Here is a 21,678-nt window from a genome sequence, read left to right as displayed (position 1 = left end):
ACAGACGCGGCGTTTCTCACCCCACCACCCGCCGCACGGCGTCCGCCACGGCCTCCGGCGTGAAGCCGAAGAGCGGCCAGAGATCCTTTTCCGGCGCGGATTCGCCGAAGCGGTCGATGCCGATGGCGGTGATGGCGTCGGCGCGCGTGCCGGAGAGGCCGCGCCAGCCGCGGGTCACGCCCGCCTCCACCGCCACCACGGGCACACCCTTGGGAAACAGGGTGGCACGCTCGGTTTCGGTCAGCGCCTCGAAGCGCTCGCGGCAGGGCATGGAGACGATGCGGGTCGGGATGCCGGCGGTATCGAGCAGGTCCGCCGCCGCCGCCGCCAGCTTCACCTCGGAACCGGTGGCGACCAGCACCGCGCGGGCGAGCCCCTCGCTCTCGCGCAGCACATAGGCGCCGGCCTCGATCGCCTCGATTTGCGCGGCGTCGCGCGGCCAGCAGGGCAGGTTCTGACGGGAGAGGATGAGGGCGCTCGGCCCGTTCTTGCGCGTCAAAGCGGCGTGCCACGCGCTCAGCGTCTCCACCGTGTCGGCGGGGCGCCACACGTCGAGATTGGGGATGAGGCGCAGGCTCTCCACATGCTCCACCGGCTGGTGGGTGGGGCCGTCCTCGCCGAGGCCGATGGAATCGTGGGTGAGGATGTAGATCACCCGCTGGCCCATCAGCGCGCTCATGCGCATGGCGTTGCGGGCATAGTCCGAGAACACGAGGAAGGTGGCGACGAAGGGGATGAACCCGCCGTGCAGGGCGATGCCGTTGGCGATCGCCGACATGCCGAACTCGCGCACGCCGTAGAAGATCTGGTTGCCGGCCGGATCGCGGGTGATGGGTACGGCGCCGGGGAAGGTGGTGAGGTTGGAATGGGCAAGGTCCGCCGAGCCGCCGAGGAATTCCGGTACCGCCGGGGCGAGAGCAGCCAGCGCGAGCTGGCTGGCCTTGCGGGTGGCCACCGTCTCGGCCTTCTCCACCGTTGCCTTGAGGGCTGCGTCATAAGTCGCCACGAAGGCGGGAGAGAGGTCGCCCTTGAGCCGGCGGCGGAATTCGGCGGCCTCCGCCGGATAGGCGCGCGCATAGGCTTCCATCCGCGCCTCCCACGCCGACTGGCGGGCGGCGCCGTCCTTGCGCGCATTCCACAGAGCGTAGATGTCGTCCGGCACCTCGAAGGGCGCATGCTCCCAGCCCATGGCGGCGCGGGTACGGGCGATCTCCTCAGGCCCGAGCGGGGCGCCGTGGGTGTCCTGGTGGCCTTCCTTGGTGGGGGCGCCGCGGCCGATGGTGGTCTTGCAGCAGATCAGCGTCGGCTTGCCGGTCTCGGCAAGCGCCGCCTCGACCGCCGCCCGCAGCTGCGCGGGGGAATGGCCGTCCACGTCGCGGACGACCTGCCAGCCATAGGCGGCGAAGCGGGCCGGAGTGTCGTCCGGGAACCACTCCTCGACCTTGCCGTCGATGGAGATGCCGTTGTCGTCATAGAAGGCGACGAGCTTCCCGAGGCCGAGCCGGCCGGCGAGGGAGCAGGCCTCGTGGCTCACGCCCTCCATCAGGCAGCCGTCGCCGAGGAAGACGAAGGTGCGGTGATCGACGATGGAAAGGCCCGGCCGGTTGAACTGGGCCGCCAGCGTCTTCTCGGCAATGGCCATGCCCACCGCATTGGCGAGGCCCTGGCCGAGCGGGCCGGTGGTGGTCTCAACACCCGGCGTCATGCCCAGCTCGGGATGGCCGGGCGTGCGCGAATGCAGCTGGCGGAAGCGCTTCAGCTCGGCAATCGGCAGATCGTAGCCGGTGAGGTGCAGGAGCGCATAGATGAGCATGGAGCTGTGCCCGTTGGAGAGCACGAAGCGGTCGCGGTCCGGCCAGGACGGGTCCGCCGGATTGTGCCGCAGATGCTCGCGCCAGAGCACGGCGGCGATCTCGGCCATGCCCATGGGCGCGCCGGGGTGGCCGGATTTGGCCTGCTCCACGCCGTCCATGGCGAGCGCACGCAGGGCCGCCGTCACAGGCCAGCCGAGCGCGCCGGGCGAACGGTCGACGGGCGCCGGAGCTTCGGCAGCGGCAATGGCAGCGGCGTGGGCGGTCATGGTGTTCTCCCTTCGGCTCGCGCGCCCGGAGATCCCGTCCCGGAGTCGGCGGGGAGGGCGGGCCTTCAATCGGTTACGCAACACGCGCCATCTCGTGCCGGAGGGGGCCACGCTCCGTCCGGAAGAGGTGGGGGGAGGGCGGCAGCCACGCGTCCAAGGTCGCCCGGGCTTCGGGGCTCAAGAACGTGCCACCCTCCCCCTCGCCCTCCCCCCGGCGCGGGGGAGGGACTGTCGCGCCCGCCTCAGGCGGCGCGGCGCTTGCGGTCCATGAGCTTCATGATGAGCGGGGTCAGCAGGAGCTGCATGGCGAGATCCTGCTTGTTGCCCGGGATGACGATGGAATTCGCCCGCGACATGAAGCTGTTGTGGATCATCGACAGCAGGTACGGGAAATCGATGCCGTGTGGGTCACGGAAGCGGATCACGACCATCGACTCGTCCGGCGTCGGAATCCAGCGGGCGATGAACGGGTTGGAGGTGTCCACCGTCGGCACGCGCTGGAAGTTGATGTCGGTCTCGGTGAACTGGGGGCAGATGTAGCGCACGTAATCGGGCATGCGCCGCATGATGGTGTCGGTCACGTCCTCGGTGGAATAGCCGCGCGTGGCCTTGTCGCGATGGATCTTCTGAATCCACTCGAGGTTGATGACGGGAACCACGCCGATCTTCAGGTCGGCATGCTGGGCGAGGTTCAGCTCGTCCGTGACGACCGCCCCGTGCAGGCCCTCGTAGAACAGGATGTCGGTGCCCTGCTCCAGATCTTCCCAATCGGTGAAGCGGCCAGGTTCGGTGTTGTAGAGCTTCGCCTCGCCGGCATCGTGGACATAGTGGCGGAAGCGGCCGGAGCCGGTGGCGCCATAGTCCTTGAACAACTGGGCGAGATCATCGAGCCGGTTGGTTTCGGGCGAGAAGTGGCTGAAGTGCTTGTTGCCCTTGGCCGCCTCGGCGGCCATCAGCTCGCGCATCTCATAGCGGTCGTAGCGGTGGAAGCTGTCGCCTTCCACGAAGGCCGCCTTGACCTTCTCGCGGTAGAAGATCTGCTCGAAGGTCCGCTTGACGGAGGTCGTTCCGGCGCCCGACGAACCGGTGACGACGATGATGGGGTGCTTGATGGACATGGGATGCTCGAGTTCCGAAGGTCAGGGGGCGCGGGTCAGATGAACAGTCCGCGCCGGGCGAACAGCGGCGAGCGCTCGCCGTGGCCGTTCGGCTCGAGGTGATAGCGGCTGACGCGGGCCACCTCGTCGCGCGAGCCGAAGATGAACGGCACGCGCTGGTGCAGGGCGTCGGCGGTCAGGTCGAGGATCGCGCCCCGGCCATCAGTGGCGCAACCGCCGGCCTGTTCCATCAGGAAGGCCACCGGGAAGGCCTCGTAGAGCAGGCGCAGGCGGCCGTGGCTGTAGCCCTTCCGGCCATCGCCGGGATAGAGATAGATGCCGCCGCGCTGGAAGATGCGGTGCGCGTCCGCCACCATGGAGGCCACCCAGCGCATGTTGAAGTCGCGCTCCCGCGGGCCCTTCTTGCCGGCGAGGCAGTCGTCCACATAGTCGCGCACCGGCGCGTCCCAGTGGTGGTAGTTGGACATGTTGATGGCGAACTCGGCCGCGCCCTCCTTCACCTTCACCTCGGCATCGACCAGACGGAAGAGGCCGGCGCGGTCGAGGGCGAAATGCCAGGTGCCGGCGCCCAGCGTCAGCATCATCGCGGTGTGCGGGCCGTAGATGACGTAGCCCGCCGCCAGCATGTCCCGGCCGTTCTGCAGGAAGGCCGAGGAGGCGGATGCGTCGGCGCCCTCGGGTCGGGGGAAGACCGCGAAGATGGTGCCCACCGAGATGTCGGTGTCGATGTTGGACGAGCCGTCCAGCGGATCGATGGCAACGAGGAGCGGCGCCGCAGGATCGAGCAGGACCGGCGCGTCATTCTCCTCGGACGCCACCGCCGCGACCGGCGCCGCCTTAAGCGCGCCGATGACGATGTCGTTGGAGATGACGTCGAGCGCCTTCTGGCCTTCGCCGGCCTCGCCGGAAGAGAGGGTGCGGGCGAGATCGCCGGCGAGCGGCCCCTCGGCGATGGCGGCGGCCAGCGACGCGCAGCCGGTGGCAAGGGCGCAGACGGTATCCGCGACGGCGCGGCGGCGGGCATCCGCACCCGCCCACTCGTCCAGCATGACGGTGAGCGTGATGCGCGAGGCAGCAACAGCCTGTGCGGCTGCGGCCCGATGGTCTGCGTTCGGCTCCAACATGGCAGGTCTCCCTGAGGGCTCCTCCGCGCGGCCCGTTCGTCGGGCCGTCACAGGTTTTGTTCTTTGGTCGTCTTTGACCCCGTGGCGGATTATTCCGCCTGGGGCTTGTAGTCGGGGGCGTCGATGCCGCCGGCAAACACCCGGCTGGCGCGGACATCCCGCTCGGTGATGGTGGCGAGGGCCTCGCGGTCGGTGAGGCCGCCGGTCTCGAACAGGCGCAGGGACTGGCGCAGGCGCATGCGGTCCAGGGCGTTGCGGATGGAGCGCGCGTTGGCGAAGTTCGGCTGAAGCCGGCGCTTGGCCACATATTCCTCGATGGCGACCTCGGCCTCCGGGCTGAAGATGTAGTCGGCGTCGGCCGCCATGGTCCTGGCGATCTCCACCAGCTCGGCGTCCTCGTAATCGGGGAAGTCGATGTGGTGGGCGATGCGGGAGCGGAAGCCGGGATTGCTCTCGAAGAAGCGGTCCATGCGGTCCTTGTAGCCGGCGAGGATCACGACGAGATCGTCCCGCTGGTTTTCCATCACCTGGAGCAGGATCTCGATGGCTTCCTGACCGTAATCCCGCTCGTTCTCGGGCCGGTACAGATAATAAGCCTCGTCTATGAACAGGACGCCGCCCATGGCCTTCTTAAGAATCTCTTTGGTCTTCGGTGCCGTGTGGCCGATATATTGACCCACAAGATCATCCCGCGTCACCGAGACAAGATGACCCCGCCGCACATATCCGAGGCGGTGGAGGATCTGCGCCATCTTGAGGGCGACGGTGGTCTTGCCGGTACCGGGATTGCCGGTGAACGCCATGTGCAGCGTCGGCGCGCCGGAGGTGAGGCCCAGCTTTTCGCGGGCCCGGCCGATGACGAGGTGGGCGGCGATCTCGCGGATGCGCCGCTTGACGGGCTTGAGGCCGATCAGGCCCTCGTCCAGCTCGGCGAGGAATTCGGGGACTTCGCTCTCGGTGAAGAGAGCGCCGAGGTCGAGCCTGCCCTCGCCAGCCTCAGCCGGCAACGCGGCGGACGGTGCGGATGTGGCGACATCGAGCATGGTCGAACCTCGGCGTTAAGTGGCGCGGTGGGAACGGCCGCGCTGGTGAAGCTCGAAAAGGTTGGTCAGGTCACCCGGCCGCGTAGGCCCGGTTCTGGAGTGCATAGCGCTGGGTGCGGCCCGGACCCTCGGTGCGGTCGAGGCGGAAGCCGTCTTCCTTCGCCGGGCGCTGCACGATGAAGGACAGGCGGATCGTCTCCCACCCACGGGTGGAGTCGAAGGCGTTCACGCGCACATATTTGCCGGGATGGGCGGCGCGGCAGGCCTCGACCTCGCCATAGACGCCGGCGGCGTCACGCAGGTCGAACATGGGCAGGCCCCACATTTCCCAATAGGTGTTCCGGGGATGGGGATCGTCCGTGTATTCGACCGAGACCGCCCAGTTCTGTTCCAGCGCATACTGGATCTGGGCCTTGACCTGGGTCGCCGTGAGGTCGGGCAGGAAGGAGAAGGTGCCTTGGGTGATGCGCATGTCTCTTCTCCTCAGGCGACGGACGCGGTGGGCACGAAGTCGGACGTGTCGGTGGAGGCGTAGTTGAAGGTCACCTCGCCCCAGGTATCGAGCGCGGCGCGCAGCGGCTGGCACCACTTGGCGGCCTCGATGAGGATTTCCGGGCCTTCGTTCTTGATGTCCCGGCCCTCGTTGCGGGCGAGGATCATGGTCTCGAGGGCGACGCGGTTGGCGATGGCGCCGGCCTGGATGCCGTCCGGATGGCCGATGGTGCCGCCGCCGAACTGGAGCACCACGTCCTCGCCGAACAGGTCGATGAGCTGGTGCATCTGGCCGGCGTGGATGCCGCCCGAGGCGACCGGCATGACCTTGCGCAGGCCCGCCCAGTCCTGATCGAAGAAGATGCCACGGGTGTAGTCGGTCTTCGTCGTCGTCTCGCGGCAGACGTTGTAGTAGCCCTGCACGGTCATGGGGTCGCCTTCCAGCTTGCCCACCGCGGTGCCGGTGTGGAGATGGTCGACGCCGGCGAGGCGCAGCCACTTGGCGATGACGCGGAACGAGATGCCGTGGCCCTTCTGGCGCGTGTAGGTGCCATGGCCCGCACGGTGCATGTGCAGGATCATGTCGTTCTCCCGGCACCAGTGGGAGATGGACTGGATCGCGGTCCAGCCGACGATGAGGTCCACCATCACCACCACGGAGCCCAGCTCCTTGGCGAATTCGGCGCGGCGGTACATCTCCTCCATGGTGCCGGCGGTGATGTTGAGGTAGTGCCCCTTCACCTCGCCGGTCTCGGCCTGCGCCTTGTTGACGGCTTCCATGCAGTAGAGGAAGCGGTCGCGCCAGTGCATGAAGGGCTGCGAGTTGATGTTCTCGTCATCCTTCACGAAGTCGAGGCCGCCCTTGAGGCCTTCGTAGACCACGCGGCCGTAATTCTTGCCGGACAGACCCAGCTTCGGCTTGGTGGTGGCGCCCAGCAGCGGGCGGCCGAACTTGTCGAGGCGCTCGCGCTCCACCACGATGCCGGTGGGCGGGCCGCGGAAGGTCTTCACATAGGCGACGGGGAGGCGCATGTCCTCCAGGCGGCAGGCCTTCAGCGGCTTGAAGGAGAAGACGTTGCCGATGATCGAGGCGGTGAGGTTGGCGATGGAGCCTTCCTCGAATAGGTCGAGGTCGTAGGCGACCCAGCAGAAATACTGCCCCGGCTGGCCCGGCACCGGCTCCACCTTGTAGGCCTTGGCGCGGTACATGTCGGCGGCGGTGAGGCGGTCGGTCCACACCACGGTCCAGGTGGCGGTGGAACTTTCGCCGGCGACGGCCGCAGCTGCCTCAATGGGGTCGACGCCGTCCTGGGGGGTGACGCGGAACAGCGCGAGGATGTCAGTGTCCTTGGGGACGTAGTCGCCATCCCAATAGCCCATCTGCGCATACTTCAGCACGCCTGCGGCGTACCTCTTCTTGGCGTCCTTGATCTGCCCGATGGCGGCGTCGGCACCCATGATGGCGGCCCTCCTGTTTGTTGAGGTGACCTTGCCCCCGGCTCGATTTCAGGTAAATTTAAATGATATGAACTCGGCATTCAGGAAACCTGAATTGGCGCCCCACTGGACCCTTCGCCAACTCCGCCTCGTGGCCCTCGCCGCGGCCTCCGGCTCCTACGCCAAAGCCGCGCAGGACATGGGTTTGAGCCCGCCTGCGGTCACCGCCCAGATGAAGGCGCTGGAGGAGGACATCGGTGTCCCCGTCTTCGAGCGCGTGGACGGCCGTCTGCGACCGACCGCCGCTGGACAGGAGCTTCTGTCGGCTCAGGAGCGCATCGCGCGGGCCTTGTCCGAGGCCGAGCAGGCCATCGCGGCGATGAAGAGCCCCGAGCGGGGTTCGGTGGTGGTGGGGGTGGTCTCCACCGCCAAATATTTCGCCCCCATGGCGCTTGCCGCTTTTCGCCGGCGGCGGCCGGAAATCGAGCTGAAGCTCATCATCGGCAATCGCGAGGACATCCTCCGGGGCATGGTGAGCCTCGATTTCGACGTGGCGATCATGGGCCGTCCCCCCACCGCGCTGGAGGCGGAGACGCGGCTCATCGGCGACCATCCGCACATCGTCGTGGCGCCCGTGGACCATCCCCTTTTCAAGCGGCGCAAGCGAATCACCCCGGCCGATCTCGCCCGCGAATCGCTTCTGGTGCGCGAGCCTGGGTCGGGCACGCGCATGCTCATGGAGCGGGTGTTCGAGGAGGCGGGGGCGCCCAACCCGCCCATCGCCATGGAGATCGGCTCCAACGAGACCATCAAGCAATCGGTGATGGCGGGGCTCGGCCTCGCCTTCATCTCCGCCCACACGGTGGCGGCGGAGGTGGCGGACGGCCGACTGCGTGTGCTGGAGGTGGAGGGGCTGCCGGTGGTGCGCCAGTGGCTGGCCGTGCGCGCCCGCGACAAGCGCCTGATGCCGGCCGGTCAGGCGCTGATGGACTTCCTCGCCCGCGAGGGTGGCAGCTTCCTGCCGCAGATGCCGGGCGGGGAGGGCGGGCGCTGCTATCTGCCGGAGGCTCGCGTCTAGAGCGTCTCCTGGTTTCATGGAATCGGGGAGAGGCTCCAGATCCTTGGTTTGATGCGCTTGCGGGCCGTCAGGCAGCCGGCGCGGCCATCTGGAAGGGCTCGCCCGTCTCAACGAGGGTCTTGAGCCGGGACAATCCCTCCGGCCAGCCGTGCACCACGGCCTTGGAGGTTGCCGTCTCTCCGTCGAAATCGTCGTGAATGAGCGTCAGCTTGCAGGCATCCGCGCCGATCGGCGCGATCTCCCATGTGACCCGCGAGGGCTTGTCCGCCGCTACGTCTGGCGCCCACTGGGCGTGGAAGGACAGGACAAGCCGATGCGGTGGCTCCATTTCCAGGATGGTGCAGGCGATGACCTGCCGGTCGCCCATGTAATAGTTCCGCGAGCCTCCGGTCCGCCATTCGGTCCGGCTGGTCATGTTGAAGTGCTCATAGAGCGGCGTTTTCGCATCGTCCGCCAGCACCTCCCAAAGGGCTTGAGGCGTCGCCTTGATGAACAACTCATAGATGTGCTTCGGCGCGGTGGAACTCATTGGATTGTTCTCCAAAAGAAGCTTCAGGCCGGTCATCGCCGCCATATGCGGCGCGGCATAACGGGAAATCCAGCGGTCGGCGACGAGCTGGATAGGGACCGGGTTGAGATAGTGGTGCTTCTCACGGCCCACTTTCCGGGTGAGGAGGAGATGTGCTTCCTCCAGCACCTTGAGGTGTTTCATCACGCCGAAGCGGGTGAGGGTGGTGTGCGGCTTCAGCGCCTGCTCCAGCTCGCCAAGCGTGCGGCCATCGTGCTCCCGTAGCAGATCGAGCACCGTTCGCCGGACGGGGTGGGACAGGGCGGCGAAGACGTCATCCATGGGTGCAATATGTTCCAATTTAGTCACGTGTCAATATGGTTACATATACATGCAAAACAGAAACGCCGCGCTCGGAGGAGCGCGGCGTTTCGATCCCGTTCGAAACAGCGGTGCGGCTATCCCTTCGCCGCCTGCTTCTTGCCGAGGCCTATGGCGCTCTTGATGTTGTCCCACAGTTCGATCTTCACCCCGTGCCGCCGCATGATGAGCGCCTGCTGGGTGACGGAGAGGGTGTTGTTCCAGGCCCAGTAGATCACCAGTCCGGCGGCGAAGTGCGCCAGCATGAAGGTGAAGATGATGGGCATCCAGTTGAAGATCATCTGCTGGGTCGGGTCCGGCGGGGCCGGGTTCAGCTTCATCTGCACCCACATGGTCACGCCCATGATGAGCGGCCAGGCGCCGAGCAGGAGATAGCTGCCGATGACCGGCACGGAGCCGGGATCCCAGGGGATCAGCCCGAACAGGTTGAACACGGTGGTCGGATCGGGCGCCGAGAGGTCGCGGATCCAGCCGAAGAACGGCGCGTGCCGCATCTCGATGGTCACGAACAGCACCTTGTAGAGGGCGAAGAACACCGGGATCTGGATCAGGATGGGCAGGCACCCCGCAACCGGATTGATCTTCTCCTTCTTGTACAGCTCCATCATCGCCTGCTGCTGCTTCACCTTGTCGTCGGCGTAGCGTTCGCGGATGGAGGTGAGTTCCGGCTGCACCGCCTTCATCTTCGCCATCGAGGCGTAGGACTTGTTGGCGAGCGGGAAGAAGATGCCCTTCAGCAGCACGGTCACCACGAGGATGGCGACGCCGAAATTGCCGACGACGCGATAGATCCAGTCGATGACGAGGAACAGCGGCTTGGTGATGAAGTAGAACCAGCCCCAGTCGATCAGCCGGTCGAAGCGGTCGATCTTGTAGGTCTCGGCATAGCCGTCCACCACCTGCACCACCTTGGCGCCGGCGAAGAGCTGGCCGGAGGAGGCGACCTTGCCGCCCGGCTCCACCGTCAGGGGCTGGGCGAGATAGTCGGTCTGGAAGGTCTGCTGGCCGTTGATCATGGCCGAGGAGAACTTCGCGTCCACCTTCACGCTCTGGTCGGGAATGACGGTCGCCGCCCAGTATTTGTCCGTTATGCCGAGCCAGCCGCCGGTGGAGGAGAAGGTGAGGGGCTTCTCCTTGTCCAGCTTGGCATAGGTGACTTCCTGCAGGCCATTGTCGCCGAGGACGCCGATCAGGCCCTCGTGCAGGATGTAGAAGCCCTCGACCTTGGGCACGCCGTGGCGCGAGACGAGGGCATAAGGGTAAAGCGTGGCGGCGGCGGCGCCCTTGTTCTCCACCTCGTCCTTCACCGCGAACATGTAATGATCGTCGATGGTGAAGGTGCGGCGGAAGGTCAGGCCCTGCCCATTGTCCCAGGTGAGGACGAGGGGGGTCTTTTCCGTCAGGGTCGCGCCGGGCTGGGCGGTCCACAGGGTGTCGGGGCCGGGCACGGCGACGCCGGCGCCGGCGGCCGAGGTCCAGCCGAATTCCGCATAGAAGGGATTGGGACCGCCGGACGGCGACAGGAGCACGATGTTCGGGCTCTTGGGGTCCACCGTCTCGTGATACTCGGTCAGCAGGAGGTCGTCCGCCCGGGCGCCGCGCAGCGAGATCGAGCCGCTGAGGCGCTGGGTGGCGATGGGCGCGCGGGGGGAGGCGGCGATCGCCTCGGCGCGGGTCAGCGCCCGCCCGGCGCCGGGCACGCCGGTCTGGGGCAAGCCGGCGGGGGTCGTTCCCGGAGCCGCGCCGGGCGTCGGCGTGGTGCCGGACTGCGCCTGCTGCTGGGCGGCCTGCTCGATTCGCTGCTGCTCTGCGGCCTGGCGCTGCTTTTCCGTCTGCGGAATGCCGAAGAAGAACTGCCAGCCGATGAGGATCGCCATCGACAGGCCGATGGCGATGAACATGTTGCGGTTATCACTCATGCCGGAGGGTCTCCGTCGGCGGCATCGTCAAATCGGGAGTGTTCGGGCCGGCAGCGCCGGTGGAGCGTGCGGCGTCCTTAGACGCCGGCAGCGACTCTTTTAAGACTCGCGGCGCGCCCTGCCGGGGCCGCGACCTGTCTTTTGAGGAGGCATCCTTCGGAGCTTTTGGCGCGTGCAGCTTGCGCACGGCGCGCTCCATCTCGGATACGAGGCTGTCGAAGGGGGTGCGCAGCGCGGCCTCGCGGGCCACCAGCACATAATCGAAGCCGGGGCGTCCGGCCTCCGGCAGCACCAGCCGCACCGCCTCGCGGAGGCGGCGGCGGATGCGATTGCGCATAACGGAATTGCCGGTCTTCTTGGTCACGGTGAAGCCGACCCGCACATCTTCCCCATCGCCGCGATCGCGGCCCTGCATGAGGAAGGAGGCGACGCCGGCACGCTCGGCCTTGGCCGCAGCGAGGAAATCACGGCGTTTCTTGAGGCGGTCCAGCCGGCGGAGACGATCCGGATTGAGATCCGAGGGGCGTTCCACGTTGGACGGCTCCCGAAGACGGGCAGCTCCGCGAGGGTCCACCCTCAGGCGGACAGGCGCTTGCGGCCGTGGGCGCGGCGGGCGGCAATGATCTTGCGGCCGTTGCGGGTCTCCATGCGCGCACGGAAGCCGTGGCGGCGCTTGCGCACGAGCTTGCTGGGTTGATAGGTGCGCTTCACGGTCAAATCTCCAGATGTCTTGAGGCCGCCTTGCGGATCGGACCCCAGCAGCGGCGCTGCGACGGCGATGGTTCGCTGCTGCCCGGCTCGCGACCTGATCCATAAGGATCAAGCGGAAATGAGGGCTGGGCTCCGGCCGCCGCAGCCGCCTGAGTTCGGGCTCGGCTTATAGGGGCAGCGGCGGCGCGCGTCAATCCAGAGCATGGGGACAACACGCGTCGCCGGCGCTTCTCGTCAGGCGCGCAGCGTTGCGCCCGTCTTCTTCGCCACTTCCGCGACGATGCGGCCGGCGACCTCCTCGATCTCCTTGTCGGTGAGCGTGCGCTCGCGCGGCTGGAGCGTGACCTCCACCGCGACCGACTTCTTGTCGGGATCGATTCCCTTGCCCTCGTAGAGGTCGAACACGCCGACGCCGGTGACGAGCTTCTTGTCCGCGCCCTGCGCCGCCCTGAGGATGTCGGCGGCAGCGACGTCCCGGCCGACGAGGAAGGCGAAGTCGCGCTTCACCGCCTGGAAGGGCGAGAGATCGAGATTCGGCTTCACCCGCGTCGCCTTGGCCTTGGGCTCGGGAATCTTGTCGAGCACGATCTCGAAGGCGATCAGCAGCCCCGTCACGTCCAGGGCCTCCAGCACGGCGGGATGGATCTCGCCGAAATGGGCCATGGCGTTGGAGCCGAGGCGCAGCGTGCCGGAGCGGCCGGGGTGGTACCAGCCGGGGGCATCGGTGGTGACCTGCAGATTCGCCACAGGCGCGCCGCAGGCAGAAAGCGCCGCGAGGGCGTCGGCCTTGGCGTCGAAGGCATCCACCACCGCCGCATTGCCCGCCCAGTGGCGGCCGCTGCCCGAGGGCTTGGCCGTGCCACGGCGGATGCCGGAGGCGGCCTGCCGCTGGTCGCCGGGGCCGTCGCCGAGGAAGATCTGGCCCACCTCGAACAGGGCCACGTCGCCGGCCCCGCGCGCCGCATTGGCGCCGGCCGCCTTGATCAGGCCGGGCAGGAGGCTCGGGCGCATGTCCGAGAGGTCCGAGGCGATGGGATTCGAAAGGGCGAGGGCGTCCGCGCCGCCGCCGAAGATCTTCGCGGCCTCCTTGGACACGAAGGACCAGGTGACCGCCTCCACCATGCCCCGCGCGGCCAGCGCGCGCCGGGCCTTGCGGCTGCGCAGCTGGAGAGTGGTCAGCACCGCCTTGCGGGCATCGGCGCCGCGCGGCAGCTCGGTGGCGGGCACGCGCTCGAGGCCGAGGATGCGCACCACTTCTTCCACGAGGTCCGCCTTGCCCTCTATGTCGCCACGCCACGAGGGCGGCACCACCTCAAGCACCGGCGCGCTGCCTGTGACGACGAAGCCGAGCCTGTCCAGTACGCCACGAATCTCGTCCTCGGAGGCTTCCAGCCCGGTCAGCCGCTTCACCTCGGTGAGGGGGAAGGCGATGGAGCGGCTGGTGTCGGGGATGGCGCCCGCCAGCACCAGATCGGACGGCGCGCCGCCGCACAGCTCAAGGATGAGGTGGGTGGCGAGGTCGAGCCCCGGCAGAGTGGAGGCCGGGTCGATGCCGCGCTCGAAGCGGAAACGGGCATCGGAATTGATGCCGAGCCTGCGGCCGGTCTGGGCGATGTTGATGGGGTCCCAGAGCGCCGATTCGATCACCACGTCGGTGGTGGTCTCGTCGCAGCCCGACTCTTCGCCGCCCATGATGCCGGCGAGGCTCTCCACGCCGGTGTCGTCGGCGATGACGCACATGCTCTCGTCGAGCATGTAGGTCTTGCCGTCGAGCGCCAGCAGTGTCTCGCCGCCCTTGGCCCGGCGCACCACCAGATTGCCCGTCACCTTGTTCAGGTCGAAGACGTGGAGCGGGCGGTTGCGGTCGAACGTCATGAAATTGGTGACGTCCACCAGCGCGTTGATGGGGCGCAGGCCGATGGCGCGCAGGCGATCCTGCAGCCACTGGGGGGAGGGGCCGTTCTTCACGCCCTTCACCACCCGAAGCGCGAAGGCGGGGCACAGCGGCGAGGACTCGCCGAACTCCAGCGTCACCTTCAGCGGGGCGGGGAAGGTGCCTTCCACCGGCTTCACGCGCGGCGCCATCAACTCGCCGAGGCCGGCGGCAGCGAGGTCGCGGGCGACGCCGGAGACGCCGAGGCAGTCGGCGCGGTTCGGCGTCACGGCGATCTCAATCACCGGGTCATTGAGGCCCAGCACCTCGGCGAAGGGCGCGCCCACTGGAGCGTCTGCCGGCAGCTCCAGGATGCCGTCATGCTCCTCGGAAAGGCCCATCTCGCGGGCCGAGCAGAGCATGCCGCGGCTTTCCACGTCGCGGATCTTGCCGATCTTCAGTTCCAGCCCCGACGTGGGGATGACCGTGCCCGGCGCGGCGAAGACGGTCTTCAGGCCCGCCCGCGCGTTCGGCGCGCCGCAGACCACCTGGATGGGGTCGCCGCTGCCGATGGAGACGGTGCATACGCGCAGCTTGTCCGCGTTGGGGTGCTTCTCGGCGGTCAGCACCTCGCCCACCACGAAGGGCGCGAGCTGCTTGGCCTTGTCCTCCACGCCCTCGACCTCGAGGCCGATGAGGGAGAGGCGCTCCACGATCTGGTCGAACGAGGCGGTGGGCTCGAGGTGATCCTTGAGCCAGGAGTAGGTGAATTTCATTGGTCCTGCTCCTTACGCGCTCAGGCCGCCGGCGAGGGTGGGGAAATCCAGCGGGCGGAAGCCGTAGTGGGAGAGCCAGCGCACATCGGCCTCGAAGAAGGCGCGCAGGTCGCTCATGCCGTACTTGAGCATGGCGATGCGATCGATGCCCATGCCCCAGGCGAAGCCCTGGTATTCGTCCGGGTCGATGCCGCAGTTGCGGAGCACGTTGGGATGCACCATCCCGCAGCCGAGGATTTCCAGCCAGTCCGAGCCCTCGCCGAAGCGGATCTCGCCGGGGCGGGAGCGGTCGCACTGGATGTCCACTTCCATGGACGGCTCGGTGAAGGGGAAGAAGGAGGGGCGGAAGCGCATCTTCACGCCCTCCACCTCGAAGAAGGACTTGCAGAACTCCTCCAGCACCCACTTGAGGTGCCCGAGGTGGGCGCCCTTGTCGATCACCAGCCCCTCCACCTGATGGAACATGGGGGTGTGGGTCTGGTCCGAATCGCAGCGATAGGTGCGGCCGGGGCAGATGACGCGGATGGGCGGCTTCTGCGCCTGCATGGTGCGCACCTGCACGGGGGAGGTGTGGGTGCGCAGCACCTTGCGCTCGCCGTCCGTGCCGGGGGGCAGGAAGAAGGTGTCGTGCATCTCGCGCGCCGGATGGCCGGCGGGGAAGTTCAGCGCGGTGAAATTGTGGAAGTCGTCCTCGATGTCCGGCCCTTCCGCTACCGAGAAGCCCATGTCGGCGAAGATGGCGGTCAATTCCTCCATCACCTGCGCGATCGGATGGACGCGGCCGGTCTCGGCGGCGGCCTCGCGCACGGGCAGCGTCACGTCCACCTTTTCGGTGGCGAGGCGCGCCTCCAGCGCGGCGCTCTTCAGGGCGGCGCGGCGGTGGGAGAGGAGGCCCTGCACGGCGTCGCGCAGGCCGTTGATGGCGGGGCCCATCACCTTGCGTTCGTCCGGGCTCATGCCGCCGAGCGATTTCAGCAGTTCGGAGACCGACCCCTTCTTGCCGAGGGCCGCGATGCGGACCTCTTCAAGGCCGGCCTCGTCCTGCGCGCGCAGGATGGCGGCGGAGAGGCATTCCTGAAGGTCTTCCAGGGCGCTCGGATCGGTGGCGGATGGTGTCGCGGACATGGGCCTATCCCGGAAAGCGAAAGGCCGGCGGGGGGCCGGCGTCGGGTCGCGCCGCTTATAGACGGGCCGCGCCCAATGGCAAAAGCCCCGGACGGACGATCCGCACGGGGCTCTTGAAGGTCTCGGAAAAGACGGGAGGAGAAGGCAGCGCGCCGGGCGCTGCGATCAGGCGAGGGCCGCCTCTCAGACGAGAGCGGCCTTGGCCTTCTCCACCAGGGCCTTGAACGCGTCGGGCTCGTGGATGGCGATATCCGAGAGCACCTTGCGGTCGACCTCGATCCCGGCCTTGCCGAGACCATCGATAAATCGCGAATAGGTCAGGTCGAGATCAAGAGCGCGCACGCCGGCGTTGATGCGCTGGATCCAGAGCGCGCGGAAATTGCGCTTCTTCACCTTGCGATCGCGGTAGGCATACTGCATCGACCGTTCGACGGCGGACTTCGCAGCGCGGATGGTATTCTTGCGGCGGCCGTAAAAGCCCTTTGCGGCTTTGTAGACCTTCTTGTGCTTGGCGTGTGAGGTAACGCCACGTTTCACGCGGGCCATGGGAAAGCTCCTTCAGATCGCAGTGGCGTCAGCCGTTCGGCAGGAACGACTTGCGGATGACGCGCCCATCGCACTCGGCGAGGATGGTCGTGCCGCGCTGGTTGCGGATCTGGTTGTTGGTGCGCTTGATCATGCCATGGCGCTTGCCGGCCTGACCCGCGATCACTTTTCCCGTACCCGTCAGGCGGAAGCGTTTCTTCGCTCCCGACTTGGTCTTCATCTTGGGCATTTGGCTCTCCGTGGCATGGGTCCTCGCCCGCGAGGGCGGTGGACGCTCAGCCTCTTGTTGCTGTTGAGCGGTATGAACTCGCGCGGCAGCCCTTAATCGCCGGCGAGTTCGAAGGCGGCAGTCGTTACAGGAGAGGAGGCATAAAGGCAAGTGCCGCCCCGCCCAGGCTGCGCGCAACAGGCGGTGGGCCGGCATCGGGACACGAAAAAAGGCCGCCGCGCAAGGCGGCGACCTTTTCGTCAACCAGAACGACCGGGATCAGGGGCAGGGATGCTGCAGCCCGTCATAGCCGGTGTAGGTGCCGGTGGCGGGGTTGTAGGAGCGGAAGCGTTGCGAGCAATAGGCGACCGCGTTGCTACCGCTGTTCGAGTTGGCCGCCGCCGCACCCGCCGCCGCGCCGAGGGCGAGGCCGGCGATGCCGGCCGCGATCCACGCGCCGTTGTTATTGCGGTAGTACCAGCTGCCGTTCCGCCAATAGGGGCGTCCCCAGCGCGCGTGATAGCCGGGGCGCGGCCCATGCCAGCCGGGGCGGCCGTATCCGGGGCGGCCATAGCCCGGTCCACGGACCGGCCCTCGCTTGACGTATCCCGGTCCGCGCCTTGGCCCGCCACGCCGCACCTGCACCTCGTCGGGTGCCGCGGCCTGGACATTCATGGATGCGGCACCGGCCCGCAACGCCTGCGCCGATGCGGCCGGAGCCGTCGCCACAGTGGCCACACCGACGCTGGAAACGACGATGGCCGCGGAGGTGAGGCCGACGGTGATCCGCCGGAAGGTCTTGCGCAACAGATGATGCATACCGAACTCCTTGTTATTCCCGGTCAACGCCGCCGGGCGATGCAAGGATGCCTCTGGTCACGCACGAGTGATTGGCGGCGGCACGCAAACGATTGAATGCACCACTTCGCCGCTTTCCAGCCGCAAGTTCCGCGACGTCCGCGAAACATTCGACACAAAGAGCGCTGAAGATGGAAAGTGTTGAGGGAGTGAAGATCATGTTCGGCACAAGAAGGGTGGCATTGTTTGCAGCGGCTGCGGTCGCCGGCGGCATGCTTTCGCTTTCGGTTCCCGTCGCGAATGCACAAGCGCTGCGCCTTGGCCTTGCCAATCCCGCGCTTGCCAATGCCGGCGCGGTTGAAACCGTCGCCTGGCGCGGCGGCGGCGGACCGCGGGTCGGGGCCGTGCGCATGGGCGGCCCCCGGGTGGGCGTCCGTCCCGGCTATGTGGGGCGCCCCGGTTATGTCGGCCGTCCCGGCTTCGTCGGTCGTCCGGGCTATGTGGGTCGCCCCGGTTTCGTCGGTCGTCCCGGCTATGTCGGCCGTCCGGTCTATGCGGGCCGTCCCGGTTGGGGTCCTGGCCGTCCCGGCTGGGGACCCGGCGGACCGGGTTGGGGCCGTCCAGGCTGGCGCCCGCCGCCGGGCGCTTGGGGGCCGGGACCGTGGCGTCCGGGCTGGGGCTGGTATCGTCCCGGCTGGGGCTGGGGCTATTACAACAACACCGGCGCGTGGATCGCCCTCGGAGTCGCCAGCGGACTGGCGCTCGGCGCGGTGGCGGCGGCCAATGCCGAGCCGGTCTATACGAACGATGCGGTGGCGTATTGCATGTCGCGCTTCCGGTCGTACAACCCGAACACCGGTACCTACACCGGCTACGACGGGCTCCAGCACCCCTGCCCGTGAGGCTTGCGCGGCCGTTCACGCGGCCGCGCCCCTCATCGGGAGGGATGGGTCTGAGAGGTCAGAAACGAGAAAAGCCCGGCGCGCTGCGCCGGGCTTTTTCTTTATTCCGTCCTCAAGGCCCGGGTCAGCGGGGGGCGAGAATCATGATCATCTGCCGGCCCTCGAGCATCGGCTCGGCCTCGACCTTGGCCACCGGCGACACATCTTCCTTGAGCTTCTGGAGCAGCTTGTAGCCGATGTCCTGATGCGCCATCTCACGACCACGGAAGCGCAAGGTCACCTTCACCTTGTCGCCTTCCTCGAAGAAGCGCTGCATGGCCCGCATCTTCACGTCGTAGTCGTGGTCGTCGATGCCCGGGCGGAGCTTGATCTCCTTGACCTCGACCACCTTCTGCTTCTTGCGCGCCTCGCTGGCCTTCTTCTGGTTCTGGTACTTGAAGCGGCCGTAATCGAGGATCTTGCAGACGGGGGGCGCGGAATTGGGGGAAATCTCGACGAGATCGAGCCCGGCTTCCTGCGCCAGCGTGAGCGCATCGCGGATTGCTACCACGCCGCGGTTCTGACCGTCCTGGTCGATCAGTTGGACTTCGCGGATGCGGATTTCCTCATTGACGCGCGGTCCATCCTTCTCCGGCGCGACGGGTCTCATAGGGCGGCGAATGGCTTCAGCTCCTTGGCAATCAACACGATCCCCCGAGGTAAACGGGCCGCGGCGCCGGTCCTCGCCGTCGTCTGCGCAACCCGCCTCTCAGGGTAGGCTGGAAAGATCGTGACAAACCGCCGTAAAGTCAATGACCCATGCGGATTCGCGCGGCGTCGCCCCGGCCTCTGCCGACAGGGTCTGCCGCGATCGGGCCGGCAGGACGGCTCGCTGGTGCCGCCTGCGGGTCAGGGCAGGGGTCACAGTTCAGCCGCCTTCCCTGTGCATGCCTCTGGGACAAGGGTCCGCCGGCCCCCCGGACATCTCCATCCGGACTATGCAATGACGACGACCCCGATGACTGCTCTTCTGCCTCGCTCCCGGCCCCGTGCCGCTGCCGCCATGGCTGGTATCCTGATGATTGCCGGCTGGACGGCGCTCGCCGGGCCTGCCCGCGCGGACGGGAAGCTGAACGCCAAATATGTGCTGACCGTCGGCGGCGTCGAGCTGGGCCGGGGCTCCATCACCGTCGCGGCCGGCGATCAGGCCTATGAGATTTCCGGCTCGGCCCGCGTCACCGGCGTGCTGCGGGCGGTCTCCTCCGGCAAGGGCGTCGCGGCCTCGCGTGGGACCATCTCCGGCGGAAAGCTGGTGCCGAAGGTCTACGCGCTCAATGCCGAGGCCGATGGCAAGGCGGAAACGGCGCGCCTCGCCATGGCCTCCGGCGCGTTGAAGGAGATGGAGGTGGAGCCGCCGCTGAAGCCGGCCGCCGACCGCGTTCCCATCGAGCAGTCGGTGCTGCAGAACATCCTCGATCCCATGAGCGGCGCTTTCGTCTACGTGCCCGGCACCGGCGACATGCTGTCCGCCGCGGCCTGCGCCCGCTCGGTCCCGGTGTTCGACGGGCGCCAGCGCTACGACCTGGCCCTGACCTACCAGCGCACCGAGGCGGTGAAGGTGGCGGGATATGCGGGCTCTGCGGTGGTGTGCTCGGTGCGCTACCAGCCCGTCGCAGGCCACCGGCCCTCGCGCTATACGGTCAAGTACATGACGGAGAACAAGGACATCTCCGTGTGGCTGGTGCCGATTGCCGGCACCCGCCTGATGGCGCCGTTTCGCGTGTCCGTCGCCACCATGATCGGCACGGCTTTGCTGGAGGCGACCTCGCTGGAAACTGAGGTTAAGGCAAACACCGTCCCTGTGAACGCCCCGCGCTGAGCGGCCGGCCTGAATCCGCTACCGCTCATCCCACACCCCAACATCTCGTAGGGGGAGAAGGGGGAACGCGGCGGGCACTGCGATTCGGTCGCGATTCGTTCGATGGCTGTTCCAAGGAGGCGCCTGCCGCAATCCCGCGCCGGGACACTGCCCTCGCTGTCGCATCTACCCCGAACGTGAGCGTTGCCGGCACCGGGTCGCGTTGACACCGGCAGCGGCGCAGGTGTTCCCTGCTCGGGCGTGAGCGGTTCACGCGCGAGGACATCATGGCGAAACGCAGCAAGGGTGCGCAGAAGGCTCAGGCAACGGCCCCGCGGGGTGTGTCATCGCTGACGGAAGCCAAGGCCTGGATGGCCAGCCGGGGCATCACCGAGATCGAATGCACCGTTCCCGATCTCGCCGGCGTGGCGCGCGGCAAGATCATGCCGGCGTCCAAATTCTTCTCCTCGCCCGTGATGAACCTGCCGCTGTCGGTCTTCTTCCAGACCATCTCCGGCGAATATCCCGACTATGACGGGCTGGTCGATTCGGTGATCGCGGACAGCGACCTCGTGCTGGAGCCGGACCTTGCCACCCTGTGCTCGGTGCCGTGGGCGCAGGACCCCACCGCCCAGGTGATCCATGACGCCTACCACCGCGACGGGCGTCCGGTGGAGCTCGCCCCCCGGCAGGTGCTGCGTCACGTCATCTCGCTCTACGAGAAGAAGGGCTGGAAGCCGGTGGTGGCGCCGGAGATCGAGTTCTATCTCGTCGAGCCCAACACCGATCCCGATTATCCCCTAAAGCCGCCGGTGGGCCGTTCCGGCCGGCCGGAGATCGGCCGCCAGTCCTATTCGATCCAGGCGGTGAACGAGTTCGATGCCCTGTTCGAGGACATCTACGATTATTCCGAGGCCCAGGGGCTGGAGATCGACACGCTGATCCACGAGGACGGCGCGGCGCAGATGGAGATAAACCTGCGCCACGGAGATCCGCTCGTGCTGGCGGACCAGGTGTTCCTGTTCAAGCGCACGATCCGCGAGGCGGCGCTCGCCCACAAGATCTACGCGACCTTCATGGCCAAGCCCATCGCCAACGAGCCGGGCAGCGCCATGCACATCCACCAGTCGGTGCTCAACACCGCCACGGGGGGAAACCTGTTCTCCGACGAGGACGGCGACCCGACGCCGGAGTTCTTCTCCTTCATCGCCGGCCACCAGAAATATCTGCCGGCCGTCATGTGCATCATGGCGCCCTACGTGAATTCCTACCGCCGGCTGACGCGCGACTCCATGGCGCCCATCAACCTGCAATGGGGTTACGACAACCGGACGGCCGGTCTGCGCGTGCCGCCTTCCACCCCCGAGGCGCGGCGGCTGGAGAACCGGGTGCCATCATCGGACGCCAACCCCTATCTCGCCATCGCCGCCTCCCTCGCCTGCGGCTATCTCGGCCTGACAGAGAACCTGCGTGCCACCGATCCCATCGACGGCGACGCGAAAAATCTCGATTTCGACCTGCCCCGCGGGCTCCTGGAGGCGGTTGCGGCGTTTCAGGAGAGCGAACCGCTTGCCGAGGTGCTCGGCGCCCGGTTCGTCTCCGCCTATGCGGCGGTGAAGCAGGCCGAGTTCGAAACCTTCATGAGGGTGATCTCGCCCTGGGAGCGGGAGTATCTTCTGCTCAACGTATGAGGCCGACGGTGCCCAACGAGAAGAAGAAGGA

Annotated in this window: 20 protein-coding genes; 4 read left to right on the top strand and 16 right to left on the bottom strand. The window is 67.4% G+C overall.

The genetic code is table 11. The annotated features are described in order from the left end of the window. Positions 1–16 precede the first annotated feature (16 nt). The 6 genes from tkt to V5F63_RS18350 all read right to left on the bottom strand — a co-directional run bounded on the left by tkt (position 17) and on the right by V5F63_RS18350 (position 7,315). Entirely contained in the window at positions 17–2,080 is a 2,064-nt protein-coding gene (tkt, locus tag V5F63_RS18375; RefSeq protein WP_394100671.1) for a transketolase, read from the bottom strand. 242 nt (positions 2,081–2,322) lie between these two features. Further along, a complete protein-coding gene (locus V5F63_RS18370; RefSeq protein WP_209484701.1) occupies positions 2,323–3,198 on the bottom strand; it encodes a phosphoribulokinase in 876 nt (291 codons plus the stop codon). A 35-nt stretch (positions 3,199–3,233) separates the two neighbouring features. Further along, positions 3,234–4,322: a class 1 fructose-bisphosphatase gene (locus V5F63_RS18365; RefSeq protein ID WP_394100672.1), complete on the bottom strand. Its 1,089-nt coding sequence runs from the start codon at positions 4,320–4,322 to the stop codon at positions 3,234–3,236. An 89-nt stretch (positions 4,323–4,411) separates the two neighbouring features. After that, positions 4,412–5,365, bottom strand: coding sequence for a CbbX protein (gene cbbX / locus V5F63_RS18360; protein ID WP_394100673.1), 954 nt, complete (start codon positions 5,363–5,365; stop codon positions 4,412–4,414). 70 nt (positions 5,366–5,435) lie between these two features. After that, the gene (locus V5F63_RS18355) at positions 5,436–5,837 is read right to left on the bottom strand and encodes a ribulose bisphosphate carboxylase small subunit (protein ID WP_209484695.1); all 402 of its coding nucleotides are present in this window, start codon (positions 5,835–5,837) and stop codon (positions 5,436–5,438) included. 11 nt (positions 5,838–5,848) lie between these two features. Next, positions 5,849–7,315, bottom strand: a complete 1,467-nt coding sequence (locus V5F63_RS18350; protein WP_394027904.1) for a form I ribulose bisphosphate carboxylase large subunit — start codon at positions 7,313–7,315, stop codon at positions 5,849–5,851. Positions 7,316–7,409: 94 nt separating this feature from the next. Here V5F63_RS18350 and V5F63_RS18345 point away from each other — a divergent pair, with 94 nt between their 5' ends. Beyond that, entirely contained in the window at positions 7,410–8,372 is a 963-nt protein-coding gene (locus V5F63_RS18345) for a LysR family transcriptional regulator (protein WP_209484691.1), read from the top strand. Positions 8,373–8,439: 67 nt separating this feature from the next. Here the strand turns inward: V5F63_RS18345 and V5F63_RS18340 are convergent, their stop codons facing one another. The 9 genes from V5F63_RS18340 to V5F63_RS18300 all read right to left on the bottom strand — a co-directional run bounded on the left by V5F63_RS18340 (position 8,440) and on the right by V5F63_RS18300 (position 17,238). Then, positions 8,440–9,222 (bottom strand): ArsR/SmtB family transcription factor, encoded by a 783-nt coding sequence (locus tag V5F63_RS18340; RefSeq protein ID WP_394100674.1) that lies wholly within the window; start codon positions 9,220–9,222, stop codon positions 8,440–8,442. A gap of 116 nt (positions 9,223–9,338) precedes the next feature. Beyond that, on the bottom strand, positions 9,339–11,180 hold the full coding sequence (yidC, locus tag V5F63_RS18335) for a membrane protein insertase YidC (RefSeq protein ID WP_394100675.1): 1,842 nt from the start codon (positions 11,178–11,180) through the stop codon (positions 9,339–9,341). Beyond that, positions 11,173–11,712 carry a ribonuclease P protein component gene (rnpA, locus tag V5F63_RS18330; protein WP_209484686.1) on the bottom strand — a complete coding sequence of 180 codons (540 nt, stop codon included), beginning with the start codon at positions 11,710–11,712 and terminating at the stop codon, positions 11,173–11,175. Before rnpA ends, yidC begins: the two co-directional genes overlap by 8 nt. A 44-nt stretch (positions 11,713–11,756) precedes the next feature. Further along, on the bottom strand, positions 11,757–11,891 hold the full coding sequence (rpmH, locus tag V5F63_RS18325; RefSeq protein ID WP_024280417.1) for a 50S ribosomal protein L34: 135 nt from the start codon (positions 11,889–11,891) through the stop codon (positions 11,757–11,759). A gap of 234 nt (positions 11,892–12,125) precedes the next feature. Next, entirely contained in the window at positions 12,126–14,540 is a 2,415-nt protein-coding gene (pheT, locus tag V5F63_RS18320) for a phenylalanine--tRNA ligase subunit beta (protein ID WP_394100676.1), read from the bottom strand. 12 nt (positions 14,541–14,552) lie between these two features. Beyond that, positions 14,553–15,665, bottom strand: coding sequence for a phenylalanine--tRNA ligase subunit alpha (gene pheS / locus V5F63_RS18315; protein ID WP_209484682.1), 1,113 nt, complete (start codon positions 15,663–15,665; stop codon positions 14,553–14,555). 183 nt (positions 15,666–15,848) lie between these two features. Then, a complete protein-coding gene (rplT, locus tag V5F63_RS18310; RefSeq protein WP_024280414.1) occupies positions 15,849–16,211 on the bottom strand; it encodes a 50S ribosomal protein L20 in 363 nt (120 codons plus the stop codon). Positions 16,212–16,239: 28 nt separating this feature from the next. Further along, complete coding sequence (gene rpmI / locus V5F63_RS18305) at positions 16,240–16,440, bottom strand: 50S ribosomal protein L35 (RefSeq protein WP_121622521.1); 201 nt, start codon at positions 16,438–16,440, stop codon at positions 16,240–16,242. Between the two features lie 258 nt (positions 16,441–16,698). Continuing rightward, a complete protein-coding gene (locus V5F63_RS18300; RefSeq protein ID WP_394027909.1) occupies positions 16,699–17,238 on the bottom strand; it encodes a BA14K family protein in 540 nt (179 codons plus the stop codon). Between the two features lie 170 nt (positions 17,239–17,408). On the opposite strand from V5F63_RS18300, the gene V5F63_RS18295 reads away from it, so the two are divergent. Continuing rightward, positions 17,409–18,119 (top strand): BA14K family protein, encoded by a 711-nt coding sequence (locus V5F63_RS18295; RefSeq protein WP_394027910.1) that lies wholly within the window; start codon positions 17,409–17,411, stop codon positions 18,117–18,119. Between the two features lie 124 nt (positions 18,120–18,243). Here V5F63_RS18295 and infC read toward each other — a convergent pair whose 3' ends face one another. Continuing rightward, the gene (infC, locus tag V5F63_RS18290) at positions 18,244–18,768 is read right to left on the bottom strand and encodes a translation initiation factor IF-3 (protein ID WP_209484678.1); all 525 of its coding nucleotides are present in this window, start codon (positions 18,766–18,768) and stop codon (positions 18,244–18,246) included. A gap of 393 nt (positions 18,769–19,161) precedes the next feature. Between infC and V5F63_RS18285 the strand changes: the two genes are divergently transcribed. After that, positions 19,162–19,977: a DUF3108 domain-containing protein gene (locus V5F63_RS18285; RefSeq protein ID WP_394100677.1), complete on the top strand. Its 816-nt coding sequence runs from the start codon at positions 19,162–19,164 to the stop codon at positions 19,975–19,977. Positions 19,978–20,243: 266 nt separating this feature from the next. After that, entirely contained in the window at positions 20,244–21,647 is a 1,404-nt protein-coding gene (locus tag V5F63_RS18280) for a glutamine synthetase family protein (RefSeq protein WP_209484677.1), read from the top strand. The last annotated feature ends 31 nt before the right edge of the window (positions 21,648–21,678 follow it).

The organism is Xanthobacter wiegelii, from assembly GCF_043193855.2.
Taxonomy (GTDB): Bacteria; Pseudomonadota; Alphaproteobacteria; order Rhizobiales; family Xanthobacteraceae; genus Xanthobacter; species Xanthobacter flavus_A.
This window is presented reverse-complemented; position numbering and strand designations above follow the sequence as displayed.